Source organism: Mesorhizobium sp. M0184 (assembly GCF_040322215.1).
Taxonomy (GTDB): Bacteria; Pseudomonadota; Alphaproteobacteria; order Rhizobiales; family Rhizobiaceae; genus Mesorhizobium.
Genome location: NZ_JAMYSZ010000002.1, coordinates 264,602 through 277,779, shown reverse-complemented (window position 1 = coordinate 277,779; position 13,178 = coordinate 264,602). Strand labels below are relative to the sequence as shown.

Annotated in this window: 13 protein-coding genes; 9 read left to right on the top strand and 4 right to left on the bottom strand. The window is 61.8% G+C overall.

Features of this window, described 5'->3' with window-relative positions:
• The first annotated feature begins 112 nt into the window (after nucleotides 1-112).
• The 7 genes from NKJ23_RS04385 to NKJ23_RS04355 are packed head-to-tail and all read left to right on the top strand — an operon-like array spanning nucleotide 113 to nucleotide 7,784.
• Complete coding sequence (locus tag NKJ23_RS04385) at nucleotides 113-1,327, top strand: ROK family transcriptional regulator (protein WP_352678490.1); 1,215 nt, start codon at nucleotides 113-115, stop codon at nucleotides 1,325-1,327.
• Complete coding sequence (locus tag NKJ23_RS04380) at nucleotides 1,324-2,583, top strand: M20 family metallopeptidase (RefSeq protein ID WP_352678487.1); 1,260 nt, start codon at nucleotides 1,324-1,326, stop codon at nucleotides 2,581-2,583. The genes NKJ23_RS04385 and NKJ23_RS04380 overlap by 4 nt, the downstream gene beginning before the upstream one ends.
• A 33-nt stretch (nucleotides 2,584-2,616) precedes the next feature.
• Nucleotides 2,617-3,678 (top strand): substrate-binding domain-containing protein, encoded by a 1,062-nt coding sequence (locus NKJ23_RS04375; RefSeq protein ID WP_352678484.1) that lies wholly within the window; start codon nucleotides 2,617-2,619, stop codon nucleotides 3,676-3,678.
• Between the two features lie 60 nt (nucleotides 3,679-3,738).
• Nucleotides 3,739-4,800 carry a substrate-binding domain-containing protein gene (locus NKJ23_RS04370; protein ID WP_352678481.1) on the top strand — a complete coding sequence of 354 codons (1,062 nt, stop codon included), beginning with the start codon at nucleotides 3,739-3,741 and terminating at the stop codon, nucleotides 4,798-4,800.
• A 35-nt stretch (nucleotides 4,801-4,835) separates the two neighbouring features.
• Nucleotides 4,836-5,810: an ABC transporter permease gene (locus tag NKJ23_RS04365; RefSeq protein ID WP_352678478.1), complete on the top strand. Its 975-nt coding sequence runs from the start codon at nucleotides 4,836-4,838 to the stop codon at nucleotides 5,808-5,810.
• A gap of 12 nt (nucleotides 5,811-5,822) precedes the next feature.
• The gene (locus NKJ23_RS04360) at nucleotides 5,823-7,022 is read left to right on the top strand and encodes an alanine racemase (RefSeq protein WP_352678476.1); all 1,200 of its coding nucleotides are present in this window, start codon (nucleotides 5,823-5,825) and stop codon (nucleotides 7,020-7,022) included.
• Between the two features lie 9 nt (nucleotides 7,023-7,031).
• Entirely contained in the window at nucleotides 7,032-7,784 is a 753-nt protein-coding gene (locus NKJ23_RS04355) for an ATP-binding cassette domain-containing protein (RefSeq protein ID WP_352678473.1), read from the top strand.
• 102 nt (nucleotides 7,785-7,886) lie between these two features.
• Here NKJ23_RS04355 and NKJ23_RS04350 read toward each other — a convergent pair whose 3' ends face one another.
• A complete protein-coding gene (locus tag NKJ23_RS04350) occupies nucleotides 7,887-10,277 on the bottom strand; it encodes a thiamine pyrophosphate-binding protein (RefSeq protein ID WP_352678470.1) in 2,391 nt (796 codons plus the stop codon).
• Nucleotides 10,278-10,406: 129 nt separating this feature from the next.
• On the opposite strand from NKJ23_RS04350, the gene NKJ23_RS04345 reads away from it, so the two are divergent.
• Nucleotides 10,407-10,880, top strand: coding sequence for an Lrp/AsnC family transcriptional regulator (locus NKJ23_RS04345; protein ID WP_352678467.1), 474 nt, complete (start codon nucleotides 10,407-10,409; stop codon nucleotides 10,878-10,880).
• A 65-nt stretch (nucleotides 10,881-10,945) separates the two neighbouring features.
• Here NKJ23_RS04345 and NKJ23_RS04340 read toward each other — a convergent pair whose 3' ends face one another.
• Both NKJ23_RS04340 and NKJ23_RS04335 read right to left on the bottom strand, forming a co-directional pair.
• A complete protein-coding gene (locus NKJ23_RS04340) occupies nucleotides 10,946-11,662 on the bottom strand; it encodes an acyl-homoserine-lactone synthase (protein WP_352678464.1) in 717 nt (238 codons plus the stop codon).
• Between the two features lie 73 nt (nucleotides 11,663-11,735).
• Nucleotides 11,736-12,485, bottom strand: a complete 750-nt coding sequence (locus NKJ23_RS04335) for an autoinducer binding domain-containing protein (RefSeq protein ID WP_352678461.1) — start codon at nucleotides 12,483-12,485, stop codon at nucleotides 11,736-11,738.
• A 128-nt stretch (nucleotides 12,486-12,613) separates the two neighbouring features.
• On the opposite strand from NKJ23_RS04335, the gene NKJ23_RS04330 reads away from it, so the two are divergent.
• The gene (locus tag NKJ23_RS04330; protein WP_023679380.1) at nucleotides 12,614-12,829 is read left to right on the top strand and encodes a helix-turn-helix domain-containing protein; all 216 of its coding nucleotides are present in this window, start codon (nucleotides 12,614-12,616) and stop codon (nucleotides 12,827-12,829) included.
• A 29-nt stretch (nucleotides 12,830-12,858) separates the two neighbouring features.
• Here the strand turns inward: NKJ23_RS04330 and NKJ23_RS04325 are convergent, their stop codons facing one another.
• Nucleotides 12,859-13,125: a helix-turn-helix domain-containing protein gene (locus NKJ23_RS04325; RefSeq protein ID WP_352678458.1), complete on the bottom strand. Its 267-nt coding sequence runs from the start codon at nucleotides 13,123-13,125 to the stop codon at nucleotides 12,859-12,861.
• Nucleotides 13,126-13,178: the final 53 nt, after the last annotated feature.

The window sequence follows — 13,178 nt, the reverse complement described above, 5'->3', positions numbered from 1 at the left end:
CCTATTGCCCTGCGTGCTGAAGCTAGACGCATCCTGATTTTGAGCGGCCAGTTGACGGCCGTCCAAAATGATTATTAAGTTCGGTCATAGAACGAATTAATCGGAGCTGCTGTTGAACGACTTGCCGCGCATTTCTCGTCAGTTCTCGCAGCGCTCCGTCATGGAGGCGATCGTGCAAGGCGGGCCGATCTCGCGCGCTTCAATCGCAAAGCAGACCGGCTTGTCCAAGCAGACAATCTCCGAGATCGTCAGGACACTCGAGCAGGAAGGCTGGGTGCAGGAGACAGGGCGCACGAGCGGACATGTCGGACGCACGGCTGTCACTTACGAACTCGTATTTGACGCGGCCTACATCGCGGCCGTCGACCTCGGCGGCGCCAAAGTCCGGGTCGCCCTCACCGATCTTGCCTGCCAGATATTTGCGGAGGAAACGGCGCCGACCGATCCTCGGGGCGGACAGTTCATCGTCGACCAGATCGTGGATCTCGCGTTTCAGGCGGCCGAGAGGCACCGAATCTCGCGCACAAAGATAAGGCTGGCGGTGATTGGTGTTCCCGGTGCGCCCGACAAGAAGACGGGCCGCGTCCTGCTTGCCCCGAATATTGCCGGCTTTGGCACGATGAATGTCGTTCGCGCTTTCGAGCAGGCATTCGGCTTTCATGTAGTGATCGAGAACGATGTCAATCTGGCGGTGCTCGGCGAGAACTGGCAGGGGTGCGGCCGCGGTATCGACAATCTCGCCTTCATAGCGCTGGGTACCGGTATCGGCAGCGGCCTCATGGTTGGAGGCAATCTGGTGCGGGGCGCCAGCAATGCAGCCGGCGAGATGGGCTTTTTGCCGATTGGCGCCGATCCTTTCGCGCCGACATCGTTGCGCGCCGGCGCTTTCGAGCGCGTGGTCGCAACCAACGCCATGGTTGAACGCTACGCAGCGCTGACGGGCAACATCGTCAACGTGCCGACGATTTTCCACAGTGCATTGGCGGGAGACAGGCATGCCGCGACGGTGCTCGACGAAACCGCGCGCTACCTCGCACAAGGCATCGTGGCCATAGCGGCAATTGCCAATCCGCAAAAGGTCGTCCTGGGCGGCTCGATCGGGCTGCGGCCGGAAATCCTGTTGCGCGTTAGGGACCTGCTGCCGCGCTGCTTCCCCTATCCTATCGCCGTTGAGGCCAGCGAACTCGGGTCGCGGGCAGCGCTCATCGGCGCTGCCGCGATCGGGCTCGGCCAGTTGCACAACACATTGTTCGGCGTCGACGCGCCCGACGGACGCATTTCGCTTCCCCCAGCCAGTTCGGCCGTGCTGCGCGAGGCCACGCTATGACCGCCCCAAACGACATCACCGCCCGCTTGCGCGCCGCCCTAGATTGCGACGCAGCGGTTGAGCTTCTGCTGGGGGCAATCGGCCGCGAAAGCATAACCGGTCACGAAGAAAACTTTGTCGCCTTCCTTGAAGACCGCATGCGCGTGCTTGGCTTGAGCGAAATTCGGCGTGCGGAATTCGCGCCCGGCCGGCCCAACGTCTGGGGTGAGCGCAAAAGTGCCGGCGCCGGCAAGCGGCTGCTCTTCATCGGCCACACCGATACGGTCCATGTCGAGGGCTGGCGCGAGCACTGGGCTGGCACCGCCAAGCAGGATCCGTTTGCCGCGCCAATGATCGACGGGCAGATCTGGGGCCGCGGCGCTGGCGACCTCAAGGCCGGCATCTGCTCCGCGCTGTCGGCACTCTCTCTGCTCGACACCGCCGACATCCAACTGGCCGGCGATGTTGCCTTTGCCTTCGTCGGCGACGAGGAGAGCGGCCAGCCTGGAACCGGCGTCTCCGCCGGCATCAAGGACTTCGTCGGCCGCATCGAGAGAGGCGAAGTCGTGGCGCCCGATTTCGTCGTCTATGTGGAGCCTACCCGCCTTTCGGTTTATCCGGCCCAAATTGGCTTCTTCATTAGCGACATCACCATCACCGGACGATCAGCCTATTTCGGCGTACCCGAACTCGGCAAGGATGCCTTGCGTGCAAGCCACGCCGTCATGAGCGCGCTGTGGAAGCATTCGGAAGATGTTGCAGCAAGAGCCGAGCACCCGCTGATTGGGCATGGCTTCCTGCTGATCACCGGCCTTGCGGGCGGCGGCTACATCGCGGTGCCCGAACGCTGCACGTTGTCGCTGATCCGCAAGCTGTTGCCCGGCGAGTCGCTGGACGAGGCCGCTGCCGAAATCGAGGCAGTGGTGCGCGGCGCCATCACAGATCCCGAAATCATGTTGGCGTTCGCCTATCCGGCAGGCCGCGATCATCCGCTTGGGGGTAACGCCGCCGAGATTGCAGCTGACAGGCCGGAGGTCGGCGCTCTTGCTGCCGCCATGGCCCGATCGATGGCTGGTCGCGGCGCCATCGAAGGCGCGCCATTCTGGTCAGAGTCATCATTTTTCACCAACCGGCTCGGCATCCCCGCCGTGTACTGCGCGCCAGGCGACATTCGCAACTGCCACACCTTCGACGAACACGTCGATGTCGAGGAATATCTGGCGGGCGTCGTAGGCTTCGCCCGGTTCATGGTGGAGTATTGCGGCGTTACGGAATGAAGGACAACTGAGAGCGAAAATGGGAGAACTATCATGCTGATAGACAGACTTGTTGCTACAGCACTTGCAGGCAGCCTGATGCTGTTGGCCGGCGGTGCCGGCGCACAGACAGTGGGACCAAGCGGCGAGACGGCGACACCCAGCGCCGAGGTTAGATTGTCGGATGCAGACCTGGCCGCAGTAAAGGAGAAGGGCTACAAGGCGGCGCTGCTGTGGCACACCTCCTCCGACTTCACCAATGCGGTCACGTCCGGTGCCAAGGATGAATTTGCCCGTGCCGGCATTCAAATCGTCGCCACCACCGACGCGGGCTTTGACGCCGCGCGCCAGCGCAGCGACATCGAAACCGCGCTCGCGGCGAAGCCAAACGTCATCCTGTCGCTGCCCCTCGATCCGGTCACTTCGGCCGAGGCGTTCCGTCAGGCGCTCACCGACGGCACCAAGCTGGTATTCCTTTCGAATCTGCCGAAAGGCTACAAGCACGGAGCCGACTATGCCGCCATCGTCACTGACGACCTGTTCCAGATGGGCAAGCAGGCGGCCGATGCACTGGCCAAGGCGCTCGATGGCAAGGGCAAGGTCGGCTACATCTTCCACGACGCCAGTTACTATGTGACGAACCAGCGCGACCAGGCTTTCAAGACAACGATCGAGAAGGATTATCCCGGTATCAAGATCGTCGCCGAGCAGGGGATCTCCGATCCGGCGCGGGCAGAAGAGCTGGCCAACGCGATGCTCGTGCAGCATCCCGATCTTGACGGCATCTACGTCACCTGGGCCGAACCGGCCGACGGGGTGCTGTCGGCCTTGCGGGCAAGCGGAAACACCAAGACCAAGATCGTCACGCTCGACCTCGCCGAACCGGTGGCGCTCGATATGGTCAAGGGCGGTAATGTGACCGCACTGGTGGCCGACAAGGCCTATGAGCTCGGTCGCGCCATGGCCGCTGTCGGCGTCAAGGCGCTGCTCGGCCAGGAGACCCCGGCCTTCGTCGTTGCCCCGGCGCTTACCGTGACCAAGCAGAACGTTGCGCAGGGCTGGAAGGATTCGTTGAACCGCGACGCGCCGCAATCGGTGCTCGACGCGGCCAAATGACAGGGCAATGCCCGGCGGCCAATCAGGGCCGCCGACATCCTAAAAACAAGGCGAACTGACATGCGCACAGCAATTGGAATGTTGTCGGCACTTGTAGCGCTCGTCGCCGCCAACGCCTTCGCAGCCGAGGGCACCACCACGGGACCGAACGGGGAAAAGCCGACGCCGGCAAAGAGCGTCGTGCTCACACCAGCTGAGGAGCAGCAGATCAAGGACGGCAAATACACCGCCGCGCTGGTCTGGCATGAGATGAGCGAATACACCAACGCGGTGAACAGCGGCGCCCAGGACGAGTTGAAGCGGCTCGGCATCACGGTCGTCGCTCAGACCGACGCCGGCTTTGATGCAGCCCGGCAGAAATCCGACGTCGAGACAGTACTCGCCAAAAGGCCCTCTATTATACTGTCCCTACCAGTCGATCCCGCAAGTGCGGCCACCGTCTATGATCCTGCGCGCCAGGCCGGCGTGAAATTGGGTTTCGTCGACAATTCGCCGGCAGGCTATGTTCACGACAAGGACTATGTGACCATCGTTTCGGACGACCTTTTCCAGATGGGCAACAAGGCCGGGATCGCAATGGCCGACGCGCTCGGCAAGCAGGGCAAGGTCGGCTACATCTTTCACGATGCCGATTTCTACGTCACCAACCAGCGTGACGGAGCATTCAAGCACACGATCGAGCAGGACTATCCCGACATGAAGATCGTGGCCGAGGCCGGAATGGCCGACCCCGCGCGCAGCGAGGAAATCGCGCAGGCGATGATCACACAGCACCCAGACCTCGACGGTATCTACGTTACCTGGGCTGAGCCGGCGCTTAGCGTGCTGTCCACATTGCGGGCGGCCGGCAACAGCCACACCAAAATCGTCACGCTCGACCTGAACGAACCGGCGGCACTGGACATGGTGAAAGGCGGCAACGTTGCGGCACTCATCGCAGACGAAGCCTACGATATCGGCGTGACGCTGGCGCGCGCCACGGCCGCCTCGTTGATCGGCAAGAAGGCCGCGCCGTTCATCGTGGTCGATTCCCTCGCCGTCACGAAGGACACTGTCAAGGACGGGTGGAAGCGGTCGCTCAACAAGGACGTGCCCGCGACCATCGCGGCCGCCATGAAATAGCGGCAGACAATGGCGGCCCGCCGGAGGAAGTGAGAATGTCGAGTATCAACACAAGCCCCGGCCGGGCAGCGAGCTTGGTCAGCCGCTTCAACCTGCAGCAATATGTCGTCTATCTCGGATTTCTGGCGATCTTTCTGTTCTTCGCGATCGTACTAAAGGACAGCGGTTTTCTCACCGTCCGCAACCTGTCGAACATCGTGCTGCAGACGGCACCCGTGACGATCATGGCGATCGGCCTTGTCTTTGTCATGTCGGCTGGCGAGATTGATCTTTCGATAGGTTCGATCGTTGCCGTGGCAGCCCTTGCCGCCGCGGTGGCGATAAACGCCTACGGCTTGTTGGCCGGGGTGCTGGCTGGCCTCGGCGCCGGCCTGCTGATCGGCCTGCTCAACGGCGCCCTCGTGGCTTACGTCAAGTTGCCTTCATTCCTGGTAACGCTGGCGACGCTCGGGCTGTTTGCCGGCGTATCTCGCTCGATGACCGATTTGCGGTCGATCCCGGTCATCAACAACGCCTTCACCGGTTTCTTCGGCTCGGGTTCTTTGCTGGGTGTTCCGTCTTTGATCTGGTGGACGGTAATTGCCGTTGCGATCGCGCATCTCATCTTTCGCGAGACGCGCTTCGGCGCCCATGTGCTGGCCACCGGCGACAACAGCCGTGCCGCCAGTGTTTCCGGCATCAGCGTGGCGCAGATAAGGCTTGCCGTTCTGACCATAAGCGGCGGGCTCGCCGGCCTTGCCGGGCTGCTCTATGCCGGCCGGCTGCAGGCCGCGAAATATACGCTCGGCGAAACCGACCTTATGACGGTGATAGCGGCCGTCATTGTCGGCGGAACCCTGCTTAACGGCGGCAAGGGATCGATTGTCGGTGCGCTGGTCGGCTCGCTGATGATGGGCATGCTGAACAACGGCCTCATCCTGATGGGCCTGTCCGTCTCCGACCAGATGATCGTGCGCGGCTTGATCATTCTTGCGGCGGTCGCCGTATCGCTGCGCGAAAAGTCCCGTTGAAGGAGTTTTGTCATGTTCCTCGATGTTCTGCGGCGCCGCAATCCGAGCTTTATAGAAAGCGCCATGCGCCTGCACCAGGAAGGAAAGCTGCCGGCTAATTCCTATGTGCTCGACCTCGATGCCGTCGAAAGCAACGCCCGGGTCCTGAAGCGCGAGGCCGACCGGTTCGGCCTGAAGATTTTCGCCATGACCAAGCAGGTCGGCCGCGCCAGTTCGTTCTGCCATGCGCTCAAGCGTGGCGGCATCGATCAGGCCGTTGCCGTCGACATGGCCTGCGCGCGGGCAACGCACAGAGCCGGCCTGAGGCTCGGTCATCTTGGCCACCTGCAGCAGATCGCAAGGCACGAGGCCAATGCGGCGGCCAAAACGTTCAGGCCGGACTATTGGACCGTCTTCAACGACACCAAGGCTGAAGAAGCCGCTGCCGGCGCAAGGCTCGCCGGGTACACGCAAAACCTGCTTGCCCGCATCCGCGCCGATGGTGACGTTTTCTACCGCGGCCACGAAGGTGGTTTTGAGGCGGCCGATATCGCCGCGGTCGCCGAAAAACTGGATGGTCTCGACGGCGCACGGTTCGCTGGCATCACCACCTTCCCGGCGCTGTTGTTCGACCAGGCCACGCGAACGGTCCTGCCGACACACAATCTGGCGACACTGGGCAGAGCTGCCGAAGCGCTCGCCAAGTCCGGCCGCAGCAACATAGAGGTGAACGCGCCCGGCACAACGTCGAGTGTCCTGCTTGGCGCGCTGGCCGAAGCCGGCGCCACGCAATGTGAACCGGGCAATGGCTTGGCCGGCACCACCGCGCTGCACGTCATGGAGGATCTGCCGGAGCTCCCTGCCGTTCTGTATTTGACCGAGGTCTCGCATTTGTCTGGGGGTAAAGCCTACTGCCTGGGTGGCGGCTTCTATATCGATCCGATCTTTCCGGACTACGAGGTGAAGGCAATCGTGTCCGCAGAACCCACCACGGCCGCTGCCGCGCTCAGAAGCGTCGAGGTGCCGCCGCCTGCGGCAATCGACTATTACGCAATGATCGACGCTAGCGGCGCCAATGCGCCACGCCCCGGCGACACGGCGGTGTTTGGCTTTCGCGGCCAGGCATTCGTGACCCGCGCCTACGTGGTCGGCATCTCCGGTGTCTCAAAGGGGGCGCCCCAAGTCGAAACGATCGAAAATGGTTTTGGCGAAACCGCTGCCTGGCCTGTCTAGGAGCAAGTGATGAACGCGACCACGACCGGCACGCCCCCTGTTTTGCAGCTGCGCGACATCCGCAAGAATTTCGGCGGCCTCACCGCAATCGAAAATTTCTCGCTCGAGCTCTATCCTGGCGAGATAATGGCGTTGGTCGGCGATAACGGTGCCGGCAAGTCGACGCTGGTCAAGATCGTGACGGGGGTGCATGCTCCGACATCCGGGACGATCATCATCGAGGGGCAGGCGGTGGCAATGTCGAGCGCCACCATGGCGCGCGCACACGGCGTTGAGGTGGTCTATCAGGACCTGGCGCTCGCCGATCAGCAGACCGTCTACATGAACATGTTTCTTGGCCGCGAGCCGGTGAACCGCTTCGGCCTGCTCGACCGACGCCGGATGATCGACGACACCGAAAAGCTGGTGAAGGATCTCGACGTTCGCATCCCATCGGCTCACGCCACCATCCGCGATCTTTCGGGCGGCCAGCGCCAGGGCGTGGCGATCGCGCGCGCCACGCACTGGGCAAGCAAGCTGATCCTGCTCGACGAGCCAACCGCCGCGCTCGGTGTTGCCGAGACCGCCAAGGTCGAGACGATTGTTCTGTCGCTGAAGCAGCGCAATATCGGCGTGCTGATCATCAGCCACAGCCTCGACCAGGTGTTCAGGCTCTCAGATCGGATCTGTGTTCTGCGACGTGGCAAACAGATCGGCGTGCGCAAGACCAGCGAGACCGACAAGAACGAGATCGTCGCCATGATCACCGGGCTTCAGCACTAGCCCGGTCCGACAAGCGCGCCGTTCAGATATTGCGTTACCCGAGCAGCGAGTGGCAAGACTTGAGATCCACGATCAGGCCTCGGCCACAGAATGTCGCCAGCATCAATCTAGGGCGCGCAGATGGCGGATGGGGCGGCCACCGGCAATCCGGTCGGCCGCTGTGGCAATGGAATTGGCGTCGATGCCGAAGTGGCGGTAAAGATCACCGATTGTCCCCGACTGGCCAAAATGCTCGACGCCGAGACTGCGCGTGCGATGGCCGTACACCGAACCCAGCCAGCCGAGTACCGCCGGATGGCCGTCGGTGACAGTGACGATCGCGCAATGCGCAGGGAGATCGGCAAACAGCCTTTCGATATGACTCCTGGCATGGACGAGGCCGCGTTCGCGTGCCCGGCTCGCGGCAGTCCAGCCTGCGTTCAAGCGATCGGCCGAAGTCACGGCCAAAAGACCGACATCGCGACGGTCCTCCGCCATCATGCCCACCGCCTCGATGGCCTCCGGCGCAACCGCGCCGGTATAGGCAACGATCACTTCGGCATTGGGACCCGGACGCCGCAGCCAATAGCCACCATCGACAATGTCCTGCTCGAGCTGTGGCATCATGGGACGAATGATCTGCTCGACCGGGCGCGTCGAGAGCCGCAGATAGACCGAACCGCCGGTCTCGTCGCGCAGCCAGGTGCGCTCCGACTGCACGGCGTCGCCGTCGCGCTGCATATAATCCAGCGCAAAGCGCATGATGACGCCCAACTCGTCGACGAAAGCCGGCTCGTAGGCGGCAAGCCCGTCTTGCGCTATGCCGATCAACGGAGTGGCGATCGACTGATGCGCCCCACCTTCCGGCGCCAATGTGACCCCGGATGGCGTCGCGACCAGCAGGAAGCGCGCATCCTGATAGCAGGCGTAATTGAGCGCATCGAGACCGCGCTGGATGAACGGATCGTAGAGCGTGCCGATCGGCAGCAGCCGTTTCCCGAAAATCGAATGCGACAGCCCAAGTGCCGACAGCAGAATGAACAAATTGTTCTCGGCGATGCCGAGTTCGATGTGCTGGCCGGAGGGGCCGAATTCCCATTTCTGCGCCGAGGCGATGCGTTCGCTGCGGAAAGTGTCGGCGAGTGACTGACGCGCGAACAGGCCGCGCCGGTTGACCCAGGGGCCGAGATTGGTCGAAACCGTGACATCGGGCGATGCCGTCACAATCGCGTCGGCGAGCGGTCCGCCAGCCCGCGCAATCTCGTCCAGAATTCTGCCGAAGCCGACCTGCGTGGAGACGCTGCCTTTGGCTTCCGCAACGAGACGACCAGGGATCACGATGCGCTTGGCGTGCCGGCGCCGCTGGCCCTTTGCCGCGAACGGAACGGCGTCGAGGAACCGTTGCAGCTCCAGATCCCCAACAGCCAATCCCTCGAAGGCGTCCCACTCCCGCCCGTCGCCGACCGACATCGAGGCACGAAGGACCGCCATCTGATCCCTGGTCATCAGGCCGGCGTGGTTGTCCTTGTGGCCGGCGAGCGGCAGGCCGAAGCCCTTGATCGTATATGCAATGAAGCATGTCGGTCGATCGTTGCCGCGTGCCGTCCCGAAGGCCTCGATCAGGCATGGCAGGTCGTGGCCGCCGAGATTGGTCATCAGCGCGGCGAGCTCGGCATCGGAGCGCCGGTCGAGAAGCGATGCCAGGCCCGGCTTGTCTCCGATGTCGGCGATCAGGCGCTTGCGCCAGGCGCCGCCGCCTTGAAACGTCAGCGCCGAATAGAGCTGGTTCGAGCAGCCCTCGATCCAGGCCTTTAGCGCCTCGCCGCCGGCCTCGGTGAAGGAGGCTTCGAGCAGCGAGCCATATTTCAGGATCACGACGTCCCAGCCGAAATTCCGGAAAATGTTTTCGAAGCGTTCCCAAAGGCCTTCGCGAACCACGGCATCGAGGCTCTGTCGGTTGTAGTCGACGATCCACCAGCAGTTGCGCAGGCCGTGTTTCCACCCTTCGAGCAGCGCCTCGAAGATGTTGCCTTCGTCCATCTCGGCATCGCCGATCAGCACCACCATGCGGCCTTCGGGCATGCTTTCGTCGCGGGTGCTGAGGTAATCCTGCACAAGGGAGGCAAACAGCGTCTGCGCGACGCCGAGGCCAACTGAGCCGGTGGAGAAATCGACGTCGTCGACATCCTTGGTCCGCGACGGATAGCTTTGTGCGCCACCGAAGGCGCGAAACCCTTCGAGCTTCTCCCTCGTCTGATTGCCCAGAAGATACTGGATGGCGTGAAACACTGGCGAGGCATGCGGCTTCACCGCGACCCGGTCGTGTGGCCTCAGCACCGAGAAATAGAGCGCGGTCATGATCGTCACCAGCGACGCCGAGGATGCCTGGTGTCCGCCAACCTTCAAGCCGTCCGTATTATCCCGCAGGTGATTGGCGTTATGGATCATCCATGTCGACAGCCAGAGCACCTTTTTCTCCAGTGCCGAAAGTGCCTCCAGTTTTTGTTTGTCCATGCTGCAAGACTCCCGTTTGCGATGTCGCAATCATAGGGCTGAGCAAGAACCGATTATCGCTAAACTTGCATGAGATTGGCAGCTGCGTTAGCTGGTTCCGCCAATATCAGCCAAATGGATTAACGTTCGATGCCAAAAAGTCGACTGGACACTATCGACCGAAAGATCATTGCCGCGCTGCAGGTCGATGGCAGGATGACGGCCCAGCAGCTTGCCGAGCGGGTCGGCCTTTCGGCCTCGCCCTGCGCCCGCCGGGTCCGCCTGATGGAGGATATGGGCGTGATCACCGGCTATGCCGCCCTGATTGACCAGGACATGGTCGATCTGCCGATCTCGGTGTTTGCCTCAATCAAGCTTGAGCGCCAGCGCGAGAACGAGCTGAAGCGGTTCAACGCGGCGATCGCGCGCTGGCCGGAGGTGGTCGATTGCTATCTGATGACCGGCCAGCGCGACTATCTGCTGCGTGTCGTGGTGCGCGACCTGCACGCCTATGAGCGCTTCCTGAAGGAAAAGCTGACCCGGCTCGACGGCGTCGCCTCCATCGAATCCAGCTTCGCGCTTGCCCAGATCAAGCGATCGAACCGGCTGCCGGTAGAGGCATGACCTTTGCGTGTTCGCAGGTCATTCACTCAATTGCATGGTTGCCGCACGTTCTGGGAGGCATGATTTCAGCCGGTCGCGAGTGGCGCTGTGGAGCCTTGATCAAAGTTTTGGCCGATAGAGATGGCTACGCCCCGGCGGATGATTTCCGGTGAGGCCAGCTGCCCGATTGCACTTTCGGCCCAAAGCACAGGCTCCGTTATGCGGTAGAATTGTCGCGTCGCGATCAAGGCTGACGGGCTGACATCAACCATCAGACCGATGATCGTCATATCATCATGTGCGAGCGCAGGCCCAAGCTGCTTCGGACTCCAGCCAATCGATGCGAGGCGGTCGAACCAGTACTCCTCGCACACGATTGTCAGATTGCTGATATGTCGCTGGATACAGAATTCCAAAATTCCGCAGTAGATCACGCCGGCTGCCTGGCAAGGTCGGCCGGGCTCACGAAGATCCCGCGCCACGAAGAACCTGGTCCATTCAAAGATATTGGGTCGGCGCGGAACGCCGCCCTGGGCGAGTTGCGGAAAGGTTTCGCTCATCAGATGAGGCCGAAGGCTCGGCACGAAACGGGATCCGGCAACGACGCCTCTTCCTGGCTGGATGCCGAGCAGATGAATCGCTTCTGGAGTATCAAACGCGTCGATCTCGCGACCGTCGGGGCGTCTCAGGTCCTGCCATCCACGTTCATCGACATAGATTTCATGCCGCAGGCGGAAGTAGCTGTCGAGATCCCCGCGATAGGCAAAGCTGTTTGACGCGTCGACGACATGGACCTGAATCATTGCGGTTCCTCGAGATGGAACCCCATCCGACCACGCGACGATTGCCCATGAAATACCCAGATCTGAGGATGGATCAAAGTTCGATTTCGTGCCTGCGAAATGCCTCGACGATCGCGTGCACAACATTGGCGGTGCTGAGCTTCTGCTTGATGTTGCGCAGGTGGGTAGTCACGGTGTTTTCCGAGATGCCAAGTATTCGGGAAACCTCCCATGCGGTCTTTCCTCCCGCGACCCACTGCAGGATTTCACGTTCTCGCTGGGAAAGCTTTTGTCTCGGCCGCCGGCGCGAGTTGCCAACGAGTCGTTCGGCAGCCGAGTAGGCATGGCGCGCAAGGGCATGAATGGTGCATCGCACCGCCGGCGCCAAGTCAATTTCGCTTCCAGCAACCGTTACGCAGGCCGGATCGCCAAACGCATCCTGGATTGGGATGCAGATTCCGTCGCAAAGCCCAAATTCTCTCGCCTCATCCATCACCTTCCTGGCATTGCTGTTCGTCAAGCCGTGATTGGCGTCCCTCCAAAGGAACGGCCCGATCGCGCCACGGCACAAAGCAACGCAAGGATCGTGGCGGTAGTGTCCGACAGCCCTGTAGTGGTCGTACCATTCCTGCGGCCAACCGTTGACAAGGATGTGTCCATCCAGCGATCCGGTGTCCTGGCGTGGCAATTCGGTGACGAGACAGGCTGCGTAGCCGTGACGTTCGATGCTCTTGCGCAGTTGCCGAATGATCTCGGAGGCGCTGGTTGCACGGTCAATCTGCGCGGTTGCTTCAAAGATTTGTATTAGCTGATCCTGTAAGACGCTCCCGTGAACCGCCGCCATTGTAGGCCCTTTCAATGTACTGAGACAAAGAAAACAATAAATAACTTAGGTCCGACCGCAACGTCCGGCATGACTTTTGACTACTATAGTAGGTGGCACTAAAGGGCGCATTCTGACTGCCTCGCTGCATGAGGCTGAGGTCGGTTTTTGCTCGCAATCTGAGGTTGCTGCGCCAAGGCACGGGCCTGTCGCAGGAGCAGCTCGCGGACCTTGCCGGCCTTGATCGCAACTATGTCGGCAAGCTCGAGCGGGAGGAAAACTCACCGACCGTCGATACGCTGGAGGTGCTGGCGCTGGCATTGCAAGTTGACGTGGAGCAGCTCATCCGTCGAAACTCGCCATGATTGCACCGGCCAGCAGGCCGCCGGGAGCATCAGCATTTCCTCTTGCGCCGCTCACGCGGCGCCACAGGACCATCGCCCCTTGGGGCTCGGGCGTTTTTGCCGGGCCGTTTCGTCAGCGCCTCGATGTCGACGCTCAATGCGGTGGCAAGCTTTGCGAGCGACAGGAGTGTGGGATTGCGACGGCCGGCCTCGAGACCACTCAGATAGGCGCGCGTGAATCCTGAACGGAACGACAGTTCCTCTTGAGAGAGGGCCTGTGCGCGCCGAATCCTCTGTACGTTGAGGCCGACAACCATCCGTAGGTCCATGACGGCATGGTCGTCGCTGCGTACACTTTAGGACGACACAC

Bases quoted from the DNA above. Each gene is read 5' to 3' on its own strand.
- NKJ23_RS04360 (WP_352678476.1), top strand. From the start codon at position 5,823: ATGTTCCTCGATGTTCTGCGGCGCCGCAATCCGAGCTTTATAGAAAGC.
- NKJ23_RS04365 (WP_352678478.1), top strand. From the start codon at position 4,836: ATGTCGAGTATCAACACAAGCCCCGGCCGGGCAGCGAGCTTGGTCAGC.
- NKJ23_RS04355 (WP_352678473.1), top strand. From the start codon at position 7,032: ATGAACGCGACCACGACCGGCACGCCCCCTGTTTTGCAGCTGCGCGAC.
- NKJ23_RS04350 (WP_352678470.1), bottom strand. From the start codon at position 10,277: ATGGACAAACAAAAACTGGAGGCACTTTCGGCACTGGAGAAAAAGGTG.
- NKJ23_RS04335 (WP_352678461.1), bottom strand. From the start codon at position 12,485: ATGGCGGCGGTTCACGGGAGCGTCTTACAGGATCAGCTAATACAAATC.
- NKJ23_RS04345 (WP_352678467.1), top strand. From the start codon at position 10,407: ATGCCAAAAAGTCGACTGGACACTATCGACCGAAAGATCATTGCCGCG.
- NKJ23_RS04370 (WP_352678481.1), top strand. From the start codon at position 3,739: ATGCGCACAGCAATTGGAATGTTGTCGGCACTTGTAGCGCTCGTCGCC.
- NKJ23_RS04340 (WP_352678464.1), bottom strand. From the start codon at position 11,662: ATGATTCAGGTCCATGTCGTCGACGCGTCAAACAGCTTTGCCTATCGC.
- NKJ23_RS04325 (WP_352678458.1), bottom strand. From the start codon at position 13,125: ATGGTTGTCGGCCTCAACGTACAGAGGATTCGGCGCGCACAGGCCCTC.
- NKJ23_RS04330 (WP_023679380.1), top strand. From the start codon at position 12,614: ATGAGGCTGAGGTCGGTTTTTGCTCGCAATCTGAGGTTGCTGCGCCAA.
- NKJ23_RS04375 (WP_352678484.1), top strand. From the start codon at position 2,617: ATGCTGATAGACAGACTTGTTGCTACAGCACTTGCAGGCAGCCTGATG.
- NKJ23_RS04380 (WP_352678487.1), top strand. From the start codon at position 1,324: ATGACCGCCCCAAACGACATCACCGCCCGCTTGCGCGCCGCCCTAGAT.